Annotated in this window: 11 protein-coding genes and 2 pseudogenes; 2 read left to right on the top strand and 11 right to left on the bottom strand. The window is 55.8% G+C overall.

Going from position 1 to position 17,071, the window contains the following annotated elements; translation table 11 throughout:
- Positions 1-332: 332 nt before the first annotated feature.
- Positions 333-1,001: pseudogene (locus tag IQ22_RS23970) on the top strand (PDC sensor domain-containing protein); the annotation flags it as partial.
- Between the two features lie 522 nt (positions 1,002-1,523).
- Positions 1,524-2,117, top strand: a pseudogene (locus IQ22_RS23975) (methyl-accepting chemotaxis protein); the annotation flags it as partial.
- A gap of 107 nt (positions 2,118-2,224) precedes the next feature.
- Here IQ22_RS23975 and urtE read toward each other — a convergent pair.
- The 11 genes from urtE to IQ22_RS00350 all read right to left on the bottom strand — a co-directional run bounded on the left by urtE (position 2,225) and on the right by IQ22_RS00350 (position 16,958).
- Complete coding sequence (gene urtE / locus IQ22_RS00300; RefSeq protein WP_145136305.1) at positions 2,225-2,923, bottom strand: urea ABC transporter ATP-binding subunit UrtE; 699 nt, start codon at positions 2,921-2,923, stop codon at positions 2,225-2,227.
- Positions 2,924-3,019: 96 nt separating this feature from the next.
- A complete protein-coding gene (urtD, locus tag IQ22_RS00305; protein WP_145136308.1) occupies positions 3,020-3,853 on the bottom strand; it encodes an urea ABC transporter ATP-binding protein UrtD in 834 nt (277 codons plus the stop codon).
- Complete coding sequence (gene urtC / locus IQ22_RS00310) at positions 3,850-4,929, bottom strand: urea ABC transporter permease subunit UrtC (protein ID WP_145136311.1); 1,080 nt, start codon at positions 4,927-4,929, stop codon at positions 3,850-3,852. Before urtC ends, urtD begins: the two co-directional genes overlap by 4 nt.
- Positions 4,926-6,500, bottom strand: a complete 1,575-nt coding sequence (urtB, locus tag IQ22_RS00315) for an urea ABC transporter permease subunit UrtB (protein WP_145136313.1) — start codon at positions 6,498-6,500, stop codon at positions 4,926-4,928. Before urtB ends, urtC begins: the two co-directional genes overlap by 4 nt.
- Before the next feature lie 104 nt (positions 6,501-6,604).
- Positions 6,605-7,879: an urea ABC transporter substrate-binding protein gene (urtA, locus tag IQ22_RS00320; protein ID WP_145136316.1), complete on the bottom strand. Its 1,275-nt coding sequence runs from the start codon at positions 7,877-7,879 to the stop codon at positions 6,605-6,607.
- Positions 7,880-8,144: 265 nt separating this feature from the next.
- Positions 8,145-10,898: a hybrid sensor histidine kinase/response regulator gene (locus IQ22_RS00325; protein WP_208733584.1), complete on the bottom strand. Its 2,754-nt coding sequence runs from the start codon at positions 10,896-10,898 to the stop codon at positions 8,145-8,147.
- A gap of 95 nt (positions 10,899-10,993) precedes the next feature.
- The gene (gene purD / locus IQ22_RS00330; RefSeq protein ID WP_145136319.1) at positions 10,994-12,277 is read right to left on the bottom strand and encodes a phosphoribosylamine--glycine ligase; all 1,284 of its coding nucleotides are present in this window, start codon (positions 12,275-12,277) and stop codon (positions 10,994-10,996) included.
- A 152-nt stretch (positions 12,278-12,429) separates the two neighbouring features.
- Positions 12,430-14,037: a bifunctional phosphoribosylaminoimidazolecarboxamide formyltransferase/IMP cyclohydrolase gene (gene purH / locus IQ22_RS00335; protein WP_145136321.1), complete on the bottom strand. Its 1,608-nt coding sequence runs from the start codon at positions 14,035-14,037 to the stop codon at positions 12,430-12,432.
- Positions 14,038-14,116: 79 nt separating this feature from the next.
- Positions 14,117-14,437, bottom strand: a complete 321-nt coding sequence (fis, locus tag IQ22_RS00340; RefSeq protein ID WP_145136324.1) for a DNA-binding transcriptional regulator Fis — start codon at positions 14,435-14,437, stop codon at positions 14,117-14,119.
- Positions 14,434-15,429, bottom strand: a complete 996-nt coding sequence (gene dusB, locus IQ22_RS00345; protein WP_145136327.1) for a tRNA dihydrouridine synthase DusB — start codon at positions 15,427-15,429, stop codon at positions 14,434-14,436. Before dusB ends, fis begins: the two co-directional genes overlap by 4 nt.
- Before the next feature lie 188 nt (positions 15,430-15,617).
- On the bottom strand, positions 15,618-16,958 hold the full coding sequence (locus tag IQ22_RS00350; protein WP_145136329.1) for a DUF3426 domain-containing protein: 1,341 nt from the start codon (positions 16,956-16,958) through the stop codon (positions 15,618-15,620).
- Positions 16,959-17,071: the final 113 nt, after the last annotated feature.

A 17,071-nucleotide genomic window follows, 5' to 3' on the forward strand; every position in this document is an offset into this window, starting at 1 on the left:
GCTGGGCGGCTAACCGTAAGAGCCGCTCGGCTGAAATGCTAGAGCGTCTTACTAAACCATTCAATAAATGAACTTTGCTGCCGAATCCTTGATACAGCCCGCTTATTTGGAGTCGAGGAATGAATGTGTTGCCTACGCGGATTGCCCAGCGAATGACGCTTGGCATTCTGATGTTACTCATGCTGACCGCTTTGTCGATCTATGGCGTTATGGCTCTGCGCGGCAAGCCTCAATTGGTTGAAGCGGGTACAGTGGCTGCCGAGCAGTCGGCTACGGCTATTGCACGCCAGCTGGAATTACAGTTGATCCGGATCGAAGGAACGGCTGCTGCCATGGCACACCTGGCCGAAACGCTTCCCCGTGATGAGGCTTTGATAAAAAGCAACTTACCCAATGTGATCAACAGCCAAGGCGATAATGCTATCGCAGGGGGCGGTATCTGGCCTGAGCCAGGCGCTTTCACGGCAGGTGTGGAGCGGCGCAGCTTTTTCTGGGCACGCAATGAGCGGGGCGGCCTGGATTATTCCGACGACTATAACGCCGCCGATGCGACACCCTACCAGAGCGAATCCTGGTACACCGGCGCCAAAACGGCCCCTGCCGGTCAATGCGTCTGGTCCGATGCCTATCAGGATTCGGTGACCGGTGTGGCGATGACTACCTGCAGCGTTCCCTATAAAGAAAATGGCCGCTTCGCCGGCGTTTCTACTATCGACCTTAAGCTCGACGGCCTCGCCGCCTTTCTGAAGGCCGAGGGTGGTGTCACTGAAGGCTACGCCTTTGCCCTGGATCGCTCCGGGAATCTGCTGTACTTCCCGGACATTTCTACTCAGCAAGGCTTGCCAACGTTAAGCAGCCTTGGTGAAAAGCATGCCTGGCTAAAACCGGTCATTGAGGCGGTAGCCGCTTCCGGGCAAGAGCAGCGCACCGTCTTTTTACCGGAAGATGGCCGGTTGGGCGCTCCGGCTTATGTCAGTCTGAAGCCGATGGGGTCTACCGGCTGGTATGTTGCTCTGGTAACACCGGAGACGCACGTAACGGGCTTGGCTAATCGGCTAACCGCTGAAATCCTGATGTTCTTGCTACCGCTGTTAGGCATACTCCTGGCTCTGGCCTGGTTTGCCTGCAAGCGTCTGCTTGCCCAGTTGGAAGAAACCACGGCGCAAATCGACGCCTTGGGTGAGAGTGGCCAGGGCAATACCGAGTTGGAAATCTACCGCGCGGATGAAATTGGTGCGCTGCGTGGAGCTGTTAATCGTTATGCGGGCTCACTGCGGCAGATGCTTAATAGCATTGCTGAGGAATCGACCCTGCTTGAGCGCCAGGCATCTGAACTGGCCAGCCTGTCATCTGGGCTGGCCGTGCGGGCCGAGGCGCAGCGCGAAGACAATACCTTGCTCGCCACCGCCATTACCGAAATGTCGGCCAGCGCCCAGGAAGTAGCGTTGAATACCACAGACTGTTCGGATACGGCCCGGCATTCGCAGCTTGCTGCTCGGGAAGGGCAGGCTCATGTGCAGAGTAACAACCAGTCCGTAGAGGCACTGGCGGGCGAAATTACCAGTGCCGCCTCCGCGATTACCCGCTTGGGTGAAGATATCGAGCGGGTCGGTAGCGTTTTGGACGTTATCAAGTCCATTTCTGAACAGACCAACCTGCTGGCGCTCAATGCGGCCATTGAAGCGGCTCGCGCAGGCGAACAGGGACGTGGCTTTGCCGTGGTGGCCGATGAGGTCCGTACTCTTGCAGGTCGTACTCAGACGTCGGCCAACGAGATTCAGGAGATGATTGGTCAGTTGCGTCAGGCTTCCAATCAGGCCGTTACCACCATGCAGACCAGTGCTGACCGTACCCGGCAAGTCGTTACGCAGGCCAGTAAGGTCTCTGGCACGTTGGTCAATACGGTGAGCAGCTTCGACGATATCGTTCAGCGTGCTCAACAGATCGCCGTTGCCGCGCAGGAGCAAAGCCAGGTTACCCAGGAAATTAACGAGCTGGCTGTGCGAATCCACGCGTCCAGCGAAAAGGGCGCTCAAGATGCACACGTGCTTCGCGAGCTGGGACAAGGGATGCATGCGTTGTCCGGGCGGCTTGGTCAGATGAGTCGGAGCAGCTAGATAACGTGACGCGGCGCATCAATCGCAACGATTGGCGTGCCGCGTCAGCTATGCTCGTTTAGCACTTACTAGATAGGTAGCGCGGTCGGTATGAAGGCGCTCCGTGCTCAGATTGCCATCAGCCCACGTACTCCTTCTGCCTCCATATCAGTCCCTTTGCCATTCTGAACGATCTCACCGCGGGCCATGACGATGTAGCGGTCGGCCAGCTCGGCAGCAAAATCATAAAATTGCTCGACCAGCAGAATAGCCATGTCGCCGCGTTCCGCCAGGCGCTTAATGACAACTCCGATTTCCTTGATGACCGAGGGTTGAATACCTTCGGTGGGCTCGTCAAGGATTAGCAGGCGTGGTTGACTGGCCAGCGCGCGACCGATAGCGAGTTGCTGCTGTTGCCCACCGGACAGGTCGCCACCGCGCCGATGCTTCATCTGTTTGAGCACCGGGAACAGTTCATAGATGAATGCAGGTACTTCCTTTGCCTGACTGGCAGGAAAGCGGGACAGACCCATCAACAGGTTTTCTTCAACGGTCAGGCGTGGAAAGATCTCCCGGCCCTGAGGCACATAGGCGATACCCGCCTGGACGCGCTGGTGAGGTTTGTAGCGGGTGATAGGATTGCCTTCCCAGGTCACGCTGCCTTGTTTGGCAGGAGTCAGCCCCATGAGGCACCGAAGTAGTGTGGTTTTGCCGACCCCGTTGCGGCCTAGAACGCAGGTCACTTCGCCGATCTTCGCGTCGAAGGAAAGACCGCGCAGGATATGACTGCCGCCATAGTATTGATGAAGTTCGTTTACCTGAAGCATGACTGTGTTTCCATATAAGGCGAGTGACGCATCCAATGCTTTGCGTACCGTCGGAAGGGCCTCTGCAAACTCAGGCGCGGCCCCATTATGCTGGCGCTATCGGCCAAGATAGACCTCGATAACTTGTTCGTTCGCCTGGACTTCCGCCAGAGAACCTTCAGCCAGCACATGCCCTTGATGCAGTACAGTCACATGATCTGCGATGGCTTCGACGAAGCCCATGTCATGCTCTACCACCATGAGCGAATGCTTTCGCGCCAGTGAAGTGAACAGCTCGGCGGTAAACTCTGTCTCGGCATCGGTCATTCCAGCCACCGGCTCATCCAGTAACAAAAGCTGGGGCTCCTGGGTCAATAGCATCCCGATTTCCAGAAACTGCTTCTGCCCGTGGGAGAGCAGCCCGGCTGGCCGATGACGGGATTCGGCGAGCCGGATTGTAACCAGTACCTCTTCGAGACGGTCTTGTTGTTCGCCTGTAAGTGTGGCGCGCAGGCTAGCCCAGACGGACTTGTTGGTCTTTTGCGCCAGTTCCAGATTTTCGTAAACGGTCAAGGCTTCAAATACCGTGGGTTTTTGAAACTTTCGACCTATTCCAGCCTGGGCGATCTCGACTTCGCTCAGGCGGGTCAGGTCGAGCGTTTCACCAAAATATGCCTTGCCGGTGTCTGGGCGGGTCTTGCCGGTAATCACGTCCATCAGGGTGGTCTTGCCGGCACCGTTCGGTCCGATAATGCAGCGCAACTCACCCACGCCGATATAGAGTGTCAGCGCGTTTAGCGCCTTGAAGCCATCAAAGCTGACGCCTATATCTTCCAGGGTCAGAATGGTCCCGTGGCGCGTGTCCAAGCCACCGGTGACCTGATGACCCAATCCGCTGGATTCGCTGCTAAAGGAGGCATCGACCAGGTTAGGTACGGGAGTGGCCTTCATGTCTCTTTGTCCTTACGGATCAGTCCGATCACGCCTTTAGGCAGGAACAGGGTCACCACGATAAACAGCAATCCTAGAAAGAACAGCCAGTACTCGGGAAAGGCAACCGTAAACCAGCTCTTGGCGCCGTTGACGATACCGGCACCCAAGACCGGGCCGATCAGCGTGCCGCGTCCGCCCAAAGCCACCCAAATGGCTGCTTCGATAGAATTAGTGGGCGCCATTTCGCTAGGGTTGATGATGCCTACTTGCGGTACGTACAGCGCACCGGCCAGCCCGCAAATGACGGCCGAGAGCGTCCAGACGAACAGCTTGAATCCTCTTGGGTCATAGCCGCAAAACATCACCCGGTTTTCAGCATCTCGAATCGCCGTCAAAATGCGGCCGAACTTGCTTCGCGCCAGCTGCCAGCCGAGCAGCAGGCTCGCCACTAGCAGGGCAACGGTCAAGAGGAATAACAGGGCGCGCATTCCTGGCGCTGCGATGGGAAAACCAAGCAGTGTTGTGAAGCCGGTAAAACCATTATTGCCGCCAAAGCCTGTTTCGTTGCGGAAGAACAACAGCATGCCGGCAAACGTCAGCGCCTGGGTCATGATTGAGAAATACACGCCCTTGATCCGTGAGCGGAAGGCAAAAAAGCCAAATACAAAGGCCAATAGGCCCGGTGCCAGTACTACTAGGCACAAGGCCCAGAGGAAGTGCTGCGTGCCAGCCCAAAACCAGGGAATTTCCGTCCAGGACAGAAAAGTCATGAACGCTGGAATGCCCTCGCCAGACGCCTGACGCATCAGATACATGCCCATGGCGTAACCACCTAGCGCAAAGAACACACCGTGGCCCAGGGACAGGAGACCGGCGTAGCCCCAAACCAAGTCCAACGCGAGCGCGACGATGGCGTAGCAGAGAATCTTGCCCACCAGAGTCAGCGTATAGGCAGAAACCTGTAGCGGGTGGTCGTTGGGTAGAAGAGACAGCAAGGGCAGGGCGATTAATATGGCCAGCGCCACCGCGGCGATACCCAATGTCCAGCGGGGCCCTACGGTGCGGGCGGCAGTCAGAGTAAGTGGCTGGTTCAATCGAGGACCCTCCCTTTGAGCGCGAAGAGGCCCTGGGGGCGTTTTTGGATGAAGAGAATGATGAGAGCCAGAATCAGGATCTTGCCGAGAACGGCGCCGATCTGGGGTTCGAGAATCTTGTTGGCGATGCCCAATCCAAAAGCAGCCAGTACACTGCCCGCTAGTTGACCAACACCGCCCAGCACCACTACAAGGAATGAGTCAATAATGTAATTTTGGCCTAGATCCGGGCCAACATTACCCACCTGTGATAGCGCTACTCCCCCCAAGCCTGCAATGCCTGAACCGAGGCCAAAGGCCAACATGTCGATGCGTCCAGTTGGAACTCCACAACAGGCAGCCATATTGCGATTCTGCGTCACGGCGCGGATGTTTAGGCCCAGACGTGTCATGTTGAGCAGCGCCCAGGTCAGAATCAGTACGAAAATCGCGAAGCCGATAATGATGACCCTGTTGTAGGGCAGGAGCAGATTCGGCAGTACCTGAATGCCGCCGGACAGCCAGGCAGGATTGGCCACCTCAACGTTCTGCGCGCCAAATACGACCCGTATCAGCTGAATCAGCATCAGACTGATGCCCCACGTGGCTAGCAAGGTTTCTAGCGGTCGGCCATAGAGGTGGCGGATCACGGTACGCTCCAAGACCATGCCGATCACCGCGGTAACAAAGAACGCCGCCGGCAGGGCCAGTAACGGATAGTAGACCAACATATCCGGTACGAAACGTTGGAGCAGTGTCTGCACAAGATAAGTTGTGTAAGCCCCTAGCATCAGCATTTCGCCATGGGCCATGTTGATCACGCCCAGCAGACCATAGGTAATGGCCAAGCCTAGAGCCGCGAGCAGCAGGATCGAACCCAGGGACAAGCCGGTAAAGGCCTGCCCGAGCAGATCGCCAACCAACAGGCGACGCTCTACTTGCGCAAGGCTGGTCTCCGCAGCCTTGCGCACTGCTGCGTCGGGCTCATTCGCCGGATCGGTCAAGGCTTGCAAGCGCGCACGCGCCTGCGGCTCGCCGGTATCGCCCAGCAACCGGACCGCTGAGAGACGAGTATCTGGACTGGCATCGGTCAGCTGCAAATTCGCCACGGCAAAGCCCAGGGCGCGTCTGACTGAATCATCCGCCTCGATATTCAAGCGCTGCTCAAGGAAGGCTCTCTGCTCGGGCTTAGCGTCCTGGCGCAGCGTTTGTGCGGCGGCAAGGCGTACACTTGCCTCGTCGGATAAAAGCTGGTGGCTAGCCAGGGCGTTGTTAATGAGGATACGCAGACGATTGTTCAGGCGTACCGGCTTTGGAGTGCCCGCTGGAGCTATAGAAGGTTCGCCTTCAGCAGCGCTCAGGGATGTCCCCTTTACGTAAAATGCCCGCTTTTCACCATCAATGACAAAGCGGTTACTGTGTAATGCCTCAAGCAGCGGTAAGCGCTCAAGTGCGGGTTGAGCAGCCCATTGCTGCAACAGCGTAACTTGCCCGGCAGGGCTGGCAGCGGCAAAGTCGCTGGCAGGCCCTGCCTGGACGGGAATCGCAAAACTTACTAGCAAGGCAGATACTAAAAAGAGAACTAGGCGCATGGTCTTTCTCATGGATGCTGATTCGCATCGTCGGGTGCGTCGTGCGCGGGATGGCATGCTGCAACCAACCGCAGGCACTCGTGGCGTCTGCGGTTGGCAGAGGTTTAAAACGTGCCTTTCACCGGCTGGTCCGGCTTTTTGTCGTTCCCAGGAATATACGGACTCCAGGGTTGCGCACGAATCGGTCCCTCGGTCTGCCAAACCACACTGAACTGACCATCATCCTGGATCTCACCGATCATGACGGGTTTGTGCAAGTGGTGATTGGTCTTATCCATGGTCAACGTGTAACCGGAGGGCGCATTGAAGGTCTGGCCAGCCAAGGCGTTACGGACTTTACCCACATCGGTGGACTGGGCTTTTTCAACGGCCTGTGCCCACATGTGAATGCCGACATAGGTCGCCTCCATTGGATCATTGGTAACCGCCGTGCTGGCACTCGGCAGGTTATGGGACTTGGCGTAGGCCTTCCAATCGGCTACAAACTTTGCGTTGACCGGGTTTTCCACGGATTGAAAGTAGTTCCACGCAGCCAGGTGACCGACCAGCGGAGCGGTATCGATACCGCGCAGTTCCTCTTCGCCTACAGAAAATGCCACAACGGGTACATCCGTTGCCTTCAGCCCTTGGTTGGCCAATTCCTTATAGAAGGGAACGTTGGAGTCGCCATTAATGGTAGAAACCACCGCGGTCTTGCCACCCGCGGCAAACTTCTTGATGTTGGCCACTATGGTCTGATAGTCGCTATGGCCAAACGGGGTATAGACCTCTTCGATATCCTTGTCTTCTACACCCTTGCTATGCAGGAACGCCCGCAGGATCTTATTGGTCGTCCGTGGGTAGACGTAGTCAGTACCTAGCAGGAAGAAACGCTTGGCTTCGCCTCCGTCTTCGCTCATGAGATATTCCACGGCGGGAATGGCCTGTTGATTAGGTGCTGCGCCGGTATAAAAGACATTGGGCGACATTTCTTCACCCTCGTACTGGACCGGATAGAACAGGAGACCGTTCAGCTCTTCAAAAACTGGTAATACCGATTTGCGTGATACGGATGTCCAGCAGCCAAAGACGACGGCTACCTTATCCTGGGTCAACAGCTGACGCGCCTTTTCCGCAAACAATGGCCAATTGGACGCAGGGTCGACTATAACCGGCTCTAGCTTCTTGCCATTTACACCGCCCTTGGCATTGATTTCGTCGATGGTCATCAACGCCATGTCTTTAAGCGATGTTTCGGAAATTGCCATGGTGCCTGAAAGGGAATGCAGGATACCGACCTTGATCGTATCGGCGGCTTGGGCCGCGCTGATATGAAACAGTCCGCTGACTAAGAGGGCGCTAGCGGCCAGAGTAGTTTTCAGTAAAGGGCGGCGCTTCATGCAAAGGCTCCTGGATGGCGATGCTCGATTGTGGATAAGCCTTCATGGCTTTGATCGATGCTTATCACTATCCATGCCAAATGCCTGGAGCGCCTGTGTTTCCTGGGGTGGCTGCTTGGCATTGGCAAACGCTCTGTAAAACATGACCTTTTTTAGTGCCATGCTTCACAGTGCATAATCGGAGAGGCGCTGTTTTAGGGCGTTCTTTATTAAGAGAAAGTCCTATCGGGCAACTACATCTGAAAAAACTGATGTAGCTGCCGTCTTACTTCTTTATGTCGAGCCCGTTTCGCTCTCGGGCCCAGTACTGCAACAAATCCCTTAATTGGGACAGCTCGATCGGTTTGGCCATATGGCCGTCCATGCCCACTTCTCGAGCTCGTTCCTTGTGCTCGGAAAGAATATGCGCTGTTAGCGCCACGATAGGCGTATGAGGTCGGTTTTCACGCTTTTCCCAGGCGCGTATCCGCTCGGTTGCGGTAAACCCGTCCATCTCCGGCATCTCACAGTCCATCAACACCAGGTCGTAGGCAATCTGCTGCATGGCGGCCAATGCTTCCAGACCGTTGGCTGCTGTATCTGGCTCGATATTAAGCTTTTTGAGCATGCCTCGAATAACCTTGGTAGAAATACTGTTGTCCTCAGCCACTAGCACTTTGAAGTTACTTGGCAGAGAAAGAGTTTGCGTTTCGCGGGGCGTATCGCCCAGAGGCCGGCTGCGCCGGGCCAGCTCATTAGCCAGCGTAGCCTTTAAGGTGTAACCCGCTACTGGTTTTGTCAGGACGCGCTTGATACCCGCATTTCGGGCAATAATTTTGCTAGGCGCGTTGGTAATACCGGTAAGCATGATCAATAGCAGATCATGGTTCAGGTTCGGATCCTCATTAATCCGGGCGGCCAGCTGCATGCCGGTCATGCCCGGCATTTCCTGATCGAGCAGGACCACGTCAAAGTATTCCTGCAAATTCGCCTTGGTACGCAGTAGGGCCAGAGCTTCCCGTCCAGAGGCTGCGGTCGTAACGTTCATCCCCCAGGCACTGCATTGCAGCTGAAGCACCTTACGGCAGGTCTCGTTATCGTCAACCATCAGCAGGCGAATACCCTGTAACGGCTGGTCTAGGTCAGCGACCGGATTGTCTATCAAGGCTTTGGGAACAGGCAGTGTAAGCGAGACCGTCGAACCGGTTTCCGAACCGCTTTCAATGCCCAGTTCACCTTTCATGAGCAGGATCAGGCGGTGAGTGATGGCCAAACCGCGATGAGCCCCGGACACCCCTGAGGCCAGAAAATCACGGCTGTCTAGCCGGTTCGACGTGAGTCGCTTGCGAACCTCCGGTTCGATGGGGGTGCCACTGTCTTGCACGGCAATACGCAGATGTGGGTTCGGCGTATCTTGACCTTCGAGGGCAACCACTAAAAGGATTTCGCCTGATTCGGTACGCAGGAAAGCGTTATCCAACAGGCTGAGCAGTACTTGCCGCAGGCGCGTCGGATCACCGGTCATCATGCGCGGCACCTGCGGCTGAATAAAGCTGATCAGCTCTACTTGGCGGTGTTCAGCCTTGGCGCGGAAGATATCCAGGCTGTCCTCAATTAGGGCGTTCAAATCGAACTGGACATCTTCCAGTTCGATTTTCCCCGATTCAAGCCGTGAAATATCCAAAATTTCGTTGATCAGTGCCAGTAACTCATTACCGGCACTGTGAATGGTCTGAACATAATCCCGCTGCTTGGGCGACATCGATGTGCCCATGAGCAGTTCGGTCATGCCCAATACGCCATTCATGGGCGTCCGGATCTCATGACTCATCCGTGCTAAAAAGTCGGCCTTTCCCTTGATCTCGGCCGTACTGGCCGCCTGGTCACGGCTGCTGGCAAATTGCTTTTCCTGCAGGTAACGCTGGCGCTCACCGACCGCAATGCTCATCAAAAAGCCGGTCACTACACTTGTGAATACAAGGGAACGGCCCAGCCATTCTGGAGACGGCCAGTACCCTAGCAGGCGTGGCATAGCAAGAAGACCTGCCACGATCAGTAATAAATAGGCGAGCGCAAGCCAGCGCGCCGGCTTAAAACCTTGGCGCCAGAACCTCAGGCTGATGCCGCATAGCGTGATGATGGTCAGGCCTTCCAGCACATACAGCACCTCGCCGATGTAAATATCTTTTGTAAGCAGGCGGAAAGCTGCTGCCAGAAGCAGGGCAAGGAACAAAATGCAAAGCAGCAGATTCAGCCTTAGCGTTACCTGCCGGCCATTGAAAAAGGCACTGGTAAAGTAGATACAGCATGCCACCGTAGCCAGCGAGCAGAGGTCCATCAGCAATGGCGTCAGGTAGATTTTGTCTACCAGTACCATGCTTGCCAGGCCAAAGATATTGAACGCCACGCTAATCTGCAGGCCCAGCAACAACGTGAGCGCAATGCCGGTGTTGCTGCGGCGATAGAACAATTGCAGTAGATTAAACAGCATCAGCATGCACAGGCAGCCCATGAGTATGCCAAACATCAGCAGCCGGAAAGCAATCGTGATCTCGGCATTAGGTGCTATTTTCACAAAGGCGCGAATAGGCGTCCGGCTTTCCAGCCGAATAAATACATCCAGCGCACCAGTCGTCGCAGGTAGGGTGAACAGAAAGTCGCGGCTCGGTTGTTCGCGATAGCTGCCAGGGCGGGCTATTCCAGTTCGATTGATCGCCAGAACCTTGTCGGCACTGATAGCATAGAAGTCTATATAGGCCACATTGGGAGCAATAGCTCGCAGTATCCGAGTGGTATCGGATGCTGGTAAGCGGCTATAGAGCCAGATGGCGCCTTCGCTCGCCGGCCGGTGCGTCTCCTGTCCGGGAAGCGATCGAAACTCGGATAGCCGCTCTCGCACATCGTTGAGCTGCAGGCTGCCATCAGCATCATCCAGGCGTGACCAGGCCGCCAGTTCTTGAGCGTCGGCAGGCGGCAGTGCATACAGGAGAACCAGCATTACGCTGGCAAGGAAACCAAAGGCGGTCCTGAGCCGGCACACAAGAAATCCCTTCTGAAATAGAAGACAGAGTATAGCGGGCCGGCTAACGCGGATAAATGCTATCAAGCGGCCTATGGTCGCTTGATAGCATTGTTTCAATGACGTTCGCGAGCTATGGCACGATAGCCGATATCGAGGCGGTAGAAACAGCCCTTCCACGTAATTGATTTAGCCAAAGCGTAAGCATTAGCCTGTGCTTCAGAAACTGTCTCGCCTAGTGCTGTAGCACAGAGTACACGGCCGCCGCTGGTCACCACATAACCTTCTTTCAAGGCAGTACCTGCATGGAAGACCTTGCCTTGCATTGAAACCGCTGAGGTAAGTCCTTCTATGGTGTCGCCCTTGGCATAGTCGCCCGGATAGCCGCCAGCTGCCAGTACCACGCCCAGGCTCGGCCGGGGATCCCAGTTCGCCTTGGTTTCGGCCAGCCGTTCATCCAGCGCCGCCTCGACCAGGCTGACCAGGCTGGACTGCAGGCGCAGCATGATAGGTTGGGTTTCCGGATCACCAAAGCGGCAATTGAACTCAATTACCTTGGGGGCGCCTGTCTTGTCGATCATCAAGCCCGCATACAGGAAACCGGTGTAAACGTTTCCTTCGGCAGCCATGCCTTTGACGGTAGGGTAGATCACCTCAGCCATGATACGGTCATGGATATCAGGCGTGACCACAGGTGCTGGAGAATAAGCGCCCATGCCACCTGTGTTGGGGCCCGTATCGCCATCGCCGACCCGCTTGTGATCCTGGCTGGTAGCCATGGGCAGAACGTTCTGTCCATCGACCATCACAATAAAACTGGCTTCTTCGCCTTCGAGAAATTCTTCGATAACCACACGTGCGCCAGCATCGCCAAAAGCATTGCCAGACAGCATGTCACGAACCGCATCTTCAGCTTCCTCCAGGGTCATTGCCACAATGACGCCCTTTCCAGCTGCAAGGCCATCGGCCTTGATTACGATAGGCGCACCCTGTTCGCGCAGATAGGCGAGGGCGGGCTCAACCTCGGTAAAGTTCTGATAAGCCGCTGTTGGAATCTTGTGACGTGCCAGGAAGTCCTTGGTAAAAGCCTTCGAGCCTTCGAGTTGGGCGGCACCTGCGGTGGGGCCAAAGCATTTCAATCCGCGGGAACGAAACAGGTCAACCACGCCTTTTACAAGAGGCGCTTCCGGGCCGACGATAGTCAATGCCACGTTCTGCTCGGCAAAGTCAGCCAGTTGGTCCAAAGCCAGTGCATCAATGGCTACGTTCTCGCATTTTGCTTCGGTAGCCGTACCGGCATTGCCGGGAGCGACGAAAACCTTTTCGACGCGAGCGTCCTGGGCCACTTTCCAGGCTAGGGCGTGTTCGCGTCCGCCGCTGCCGATAATCAATACGTTCATGTTCGCTCCTTCTAGCGATCAGGCCGTTTCTAGGCCTCATCTAGCGGGTAGAGGCAAGAAGCCCAGAGCGCATCGGCTAATGCTTTAGGAAGCGGAGCCGATGATTTTCACTCTGGGCACTATAAGAGGATGGTCCGATCCCTGCTCAGCCGTTAGTGACGGAAGTGCCGCATGCCAGTAAAGACCATCGCCATGCCAGCCTCATCGGCAGCGGCGATCACTTCGCCGTCACGCATCGAGCCGCCTGGCTGAATGACAGCTGTAATGCCTGCTTTGGCAGCATTATCGATGCCGTCGCGGAACGGGAAGAAAGCATCGGACGCCATGACCGCACCTTGTACGGCAAGACCAGCATGTTCGGCCTTGATGGCAGCGATTCGGGCCGAGTTGACGCGGCTCATTTGACCAGCCCCTACGCCTACGGTTTGACAGTGTTTGGCATAGATAATGGCGTTAGATTTCACGAACTTGGCTACTTTCCAGGCAAAAAGCAGGTCCTGGATTTCCTGCTCGCTGGGCGCCCGCTGAGTCACGATTTTCAGGTCCGACTCCGTGATCATGCCAATGTCACGACTCTGCACCAGCAAACCGCCATTGACCCGCTTGAAGTCCCAACCAGCAGTTCGCTCAGCGGTCCATGCACCTGATTCGAGCAGTCGTACGTTGGCCTTGGCCGCAACGACTTCTCGGGCTGCCACGGATACTGTTGGAGCGATGATGACTTCAACGAACTGACGCTCGACGATTGCTCTGGCCGTTTCCTCGTCCAGTTCACGGTTAAAGGCAATAATGCCGCCAAAGGCAGATTCACTGTCGGTGGCATAGGCCTGGTCATAGGCCTTGCGAATGCCGCCTTCTTCTTCTGAAGCAACGGCTACGCCGCAAGGATTGGCATGTTTGACGATCACGCAGGCAGGTGCAGCAAAGCTTTTTACACATTCCAGCGCGGCGTCGGTGTCAGCAACGTTATTGAACGACAGTTCCTTGCCTTGCAGCTGGACCGCTGTAGCAACGCTGGCTTCCTGCGGTTTGGCCTCGACATAAAACGCCGCGCTCTGGTGCGGATTCTCACCATAACGCATCTCTTGCGCCTTGATGAACTGGCTGTTGAACGTACGAGGGAAGCTACCGCGGTTCTGCGTAGACAGCGTATCCGCTGCCTGGTCAATTGTGCCCAGGTAGTTGGCGATCATACCGTCATAGGCTGCTGTATGTTCGAAGGCTTTGAGTGCCAGGTCAAAACGCTGGGCATAGGTCAGTCCACCGGTTTTCAGGCTTTTAATGACGCTCTTGTAATCACTGGCATTGACTACGATGGCAACATCTTTGTGATTTTTCGCCGCCGAGCGCACCATGGTGGGACCACCAATATCAATATTCTCAATCGCGGTAGGCAGATCACAATCTGGTTTAGCTACCGTGGCCTCGAACGGGTACAGGTTGACTGCAACCAGGTCAATCGGCTGAATGCCATGCTCATTCATGACAGTATCGTCTGTACCGCGACGGCCCAGAATGCCGCCGTGGATTTTTGGATGCAAAGTCTTGACGCGACCGTCCATCATTTCGGGGAAGCCCGTGTAGTCGGCTACTTCCACAGCTGGGACAGCATGCTCGCAAAGCAATTTGTAGGTGCCGCCGGTAGAGAGGATCTCCACCCCCAGCGTAGCGAGTTCGCGGGCGAAATCGACGACGCCAGTCTTGTCGGAGACGCTAATCAGCGCGCGGCGGACGGGGAGGCGGGTGGTTTGGTCGGTCATCACAAAGTCCATCGGTCAGGCGAGAGAAAAGGCCGCCTGGTGCCGATCTGGATGACCGGCTCCAGACATCATGTGTCGGTCAGAGCAGGTCGTACTGCTTTAGTTTTTTGCGTAGGGTGCCGCGATTGAGCCCTAGCATTTCAGAGGCTTTGGTCTGGTTGCCCTTAACGTAATTCATTACGCTTTCAAGCAACGGAGCTTCGACTTCGCAAAGTACCATGTTGTACACGTCAGTGACGGGCTGGCCGTCCAGGTGAGCGAAATAGTTGCGCAGGGCCTTTTCCACACTGTCGCGCAGGGTCTGGCCTTCCTGCAGCGGTGCGGTCAGGTGCTGCTTGAGATTGGCGTTATCGCTCACAGGCGTGATTCCAGTCATAGAATTATCGAACAACGAAGTCATGCCACTTCCTTCCCATCAGCTGGGCATTGTGCGAAATATGCACGAATGCTGGCGTGTTGTGCGTCCATCTCTTGTAGACGATTGAACTGGGTACGAAACCCTTGGGCCTCGGGCAGGGCGGCGAAATACCAGCCCACGTGCTTACGGGCAATGCGTACGCCCATCTCTGCACCGTAGAAATCATGCAGGGCTTTTAGATGGCCTAACAGGATACTTTCCACTTCTTGCAAGCTTGGTGCCGGTAAATGAGCGCCGGTACGCAGGAAATGATCGATTTCACGAAAGATCCAGGGACGACCTTGGGCGGCGCGGCCGATCAACAGAGCGTCGGCGCCGGTATAACTCAGAACATAGTGGGCTTTTTCAGGCGAATCGATGTCGCCATTGGCAAATACCGGAATCGAAATGGCTTGTTTGATCGCGGCTATGGTGTCGTATTCCGCCTGGCCAGTGTAGAGATCTGCACGGGTACGACCGTGAACGGACAAAGCGGCAATGCCGGATTGCTCGGCAATCCGGGCAATGCTGACACCGTTACGGTGATCACGATCCCAACCGGTGCGAATCTTGAGCGTAACCGGCACGTCAACGGCTGCCACAACAGCCTCAAGGATTTCGCGCACCAATGTCTCGTCTTTCATGAGTGCAGAGCCAGCCGCCTTATTACAGACCTTTTTAGCGGGGCAGCCCATATTGATATCGATGATCTGAGCACCGAGTTCAACGTTGTGTCTGGCAGCATCGGCCAGCATTGCCGGGTCACCACCCGCGATCTGTACGGAGCGGGGCTCGGGATCATCAGCATGAATCAGACGCAAGCGGGACTTGCGGCTACTGTACAGGCGCACATCACTAGTGGTCATTTCCGATACGACCAAGCCTGCACCAAGCTGACGACACAGCTGGCGGAACGGTCGATCGGTCACCCCGGCCATCGGCGCGAGGATCAGGGAGTTAGGCAATGTATAGGGGCCGATGCGTACCACCGACATGGATTTACCCTGGCCGAAAATTACCTCATCCGGCAACAATGGCGCACGTTGCGGATGGACAGATGTACTAGAAAAGGGGCAGCAATGATACCCGCTAGAAGTGTCCGGATAAAGGCTGAGTTGAACAAAATCTGAACAATTCAGACGGTGCTACCACTGGTCGCTCGATTATTTCCTTTTGGAAATACCTACTCTGGCGAATGAAAGCTCAAGCTGTAATTCACCGCTCGGCTGCCAGGATCAAGAATATCCAGCGAAATATGGATAGGAGTCTGGGGCGGCATTTCAGTTTGCCCTTTCAACTCGCCACCTAAGTATTCCCACGGCTTGAAACGTCGACTGGCCAGCAACTGGCCATTCAAATCAGCAAAGCGCAGTTCCAGTAAAGGGAAGGGCTGAGAGAAGGTAGCCCGGTTGTAGAGGATCGCGTCAACTTGCAGGGCCCCTGGAAATTCCGGATGACTACGGACAACCAGGTTACTGCTACGGATTTGTTTGACGTCGACCTTGGACGGTACCTTGCAGCCTACAGAGGCACAAAACTGAATGAACCATGGGCGATACTGATCCTGGCGGGCCAGTTCATCGAAGTGAAAGCCTATGTATTGAGCGACAAGCGCCAGGAGCGCAACTATGTTCAGGGCAATCCAGCCCAGGCGCTTGCCCCAGGATTTCTTTGGGGGTTGCCAATCGAGCTGTAGGGGCTCGTCGTGCAGATCCAGCAGTGTCTCAACATGCAGTCCCGGCTCGGCACGTGCATCGGTAGCTCTCTTTGGTGCGGCAGAGTGAGCGAAGGCATCGTGCTCATCTGGAGACGTTTCCATGTGGAGAATAGGTTTGGCACTGTCGGTCTGCGGCAGCTCTTCACTAGTCTTGTCTACAGGGCCCAGTGCGGGTTCAGGGGAGGCATCGTCCTCAATCGATTCCAGCGTCAAGGTTGGCTCATGACGCTGCTCGCTGCGAAGAGCATCTTCTTCCTCTCGAAGCAAGGCTTCTGCCCAGCTTTCATCATAGCTAGGCTGACGTGAAGGCTTTTCCTCATGACCGAACGTAGGCAATGGCGGAAGGCGCTGAGCGGACTCGAGCGCATCGAGCTTGGCCAGCTCTTCATCCAAATCCAGGCCGTCGAGATCCAGATCGTCATGAATCAATAAGGTGTTCGAGGCTGTTGGTTCAACAGACGATGCTTGTCCAGGTGCTTTAGCGTTCTGGAGTGCCATGTCTTCCGTAGCGGTCGAGCCTATATCAGTTCCTGACTCGGCAGGTGCGTCTGCTGCAGTCGCATCGGCTCCGGTTGTAGCCGGTAAGGCTTCAGTAGAGGGCGCCGTCCAGGTTGTTGAGGAAACTGCATATTCTTCAGAGTAGGCAGATTCCGTCAGAGGCGAGGAATCCTCCAGGTATTCGTTGGCATTGAAGGTTTCCAGGCAGACGCCGCAGCGCACAGTGCCATGAGCGGCCGTCAGATGAGCAGGGGTGACTCGAAAGCGAGTGCTGCAATGCGGACATTGGGTGACGTAGGTGGCGGTCATTGCGGCGATCTGATCGGTCCTGCTGAAAACGGATTAGTGTACTCCAACACTCAGCGCAGAAAAGTGGCTCTTTGCAGCCACTTTTCGCCGCACGTCTGTTGTCGTGAAGAGGA

It is taken from the genome of Pseudomonas duriflava, assembly GCF_007830155.1.
Taxonomy (GTDB): Bacteria; Pseudomonadota; Gammaproteobacteria; order Pseudomonadales; family Pseudomonadaceae; genus Chryseomonas; species Chryseomonas duriflava.

What these genes read in the sequence shown, in the direction of transcription:
- purD (WP_145136319.1), bottom strand. Translation starts at nt 12,277, where the DNA reads ATGAACGTATTGATTATCGGCAGCGGCGGACGCGAACACGCCCTAGCC.
- fis (WP_145136324.1), bottom strand. Translation starts at nt 14,437, where the DNA reads ATGACTTCGTTGTTCGATAATTCTATGACTGGAATCACGCCTGTGAGC.
- dusB (WP_145136327.1), bottom strand. Translation starts at nt 15,429, where the DNA reads ATGTCGGTGGTACGCATCGGCCCCTATACATTGCCTAACTCCCTGATC.
- urtD (WP_145136308.1), bottom strand. Translation starts at nt 3,853, where the DNA reads ATGAAGGCCACTCCCGTACCTAACCTGGTCGATGCCTCCTTTAGCAGC.
- urtA (WP_145136316.1), bottom strand. Translation starts at nt 7,879, where the DNA reads ATGAAGCGCCGCCCTTTACTGAAAACTACTCTGGCCGCTAGCGCCCTC.
- urtB (WP_145136313.1), bottom strand. Translation starts at nt 6,500, where the DNA reads ATGCGCCTAGTTCTCTTTTTAGTATCTGCCTTGCTAGTAAGTTTTGCG.
- purH (WP_145136321.1), bottom strand. Translation starts at nt 14,037, where the DNA reads ATGACCGACCAAACCACCCGCCTCCCCGTCCGCCGCGCGCTGATTAGC.
- urtE (WP_145136305.1), bottom strand. Translation starts at nt 2,923, where the DNA reads ATGCTTCAGGTAAACGAACTTCATCAATACTATGGCGGCAGTCATATC.
- IQ22_RS00350 (WP_145136329.1), bottom strand. Translation starts at nt 16,958, where the DNA reads ATGACCGCCACCTACGTCACCCAATGTCCGCATTGCAGCACTCGCTTT.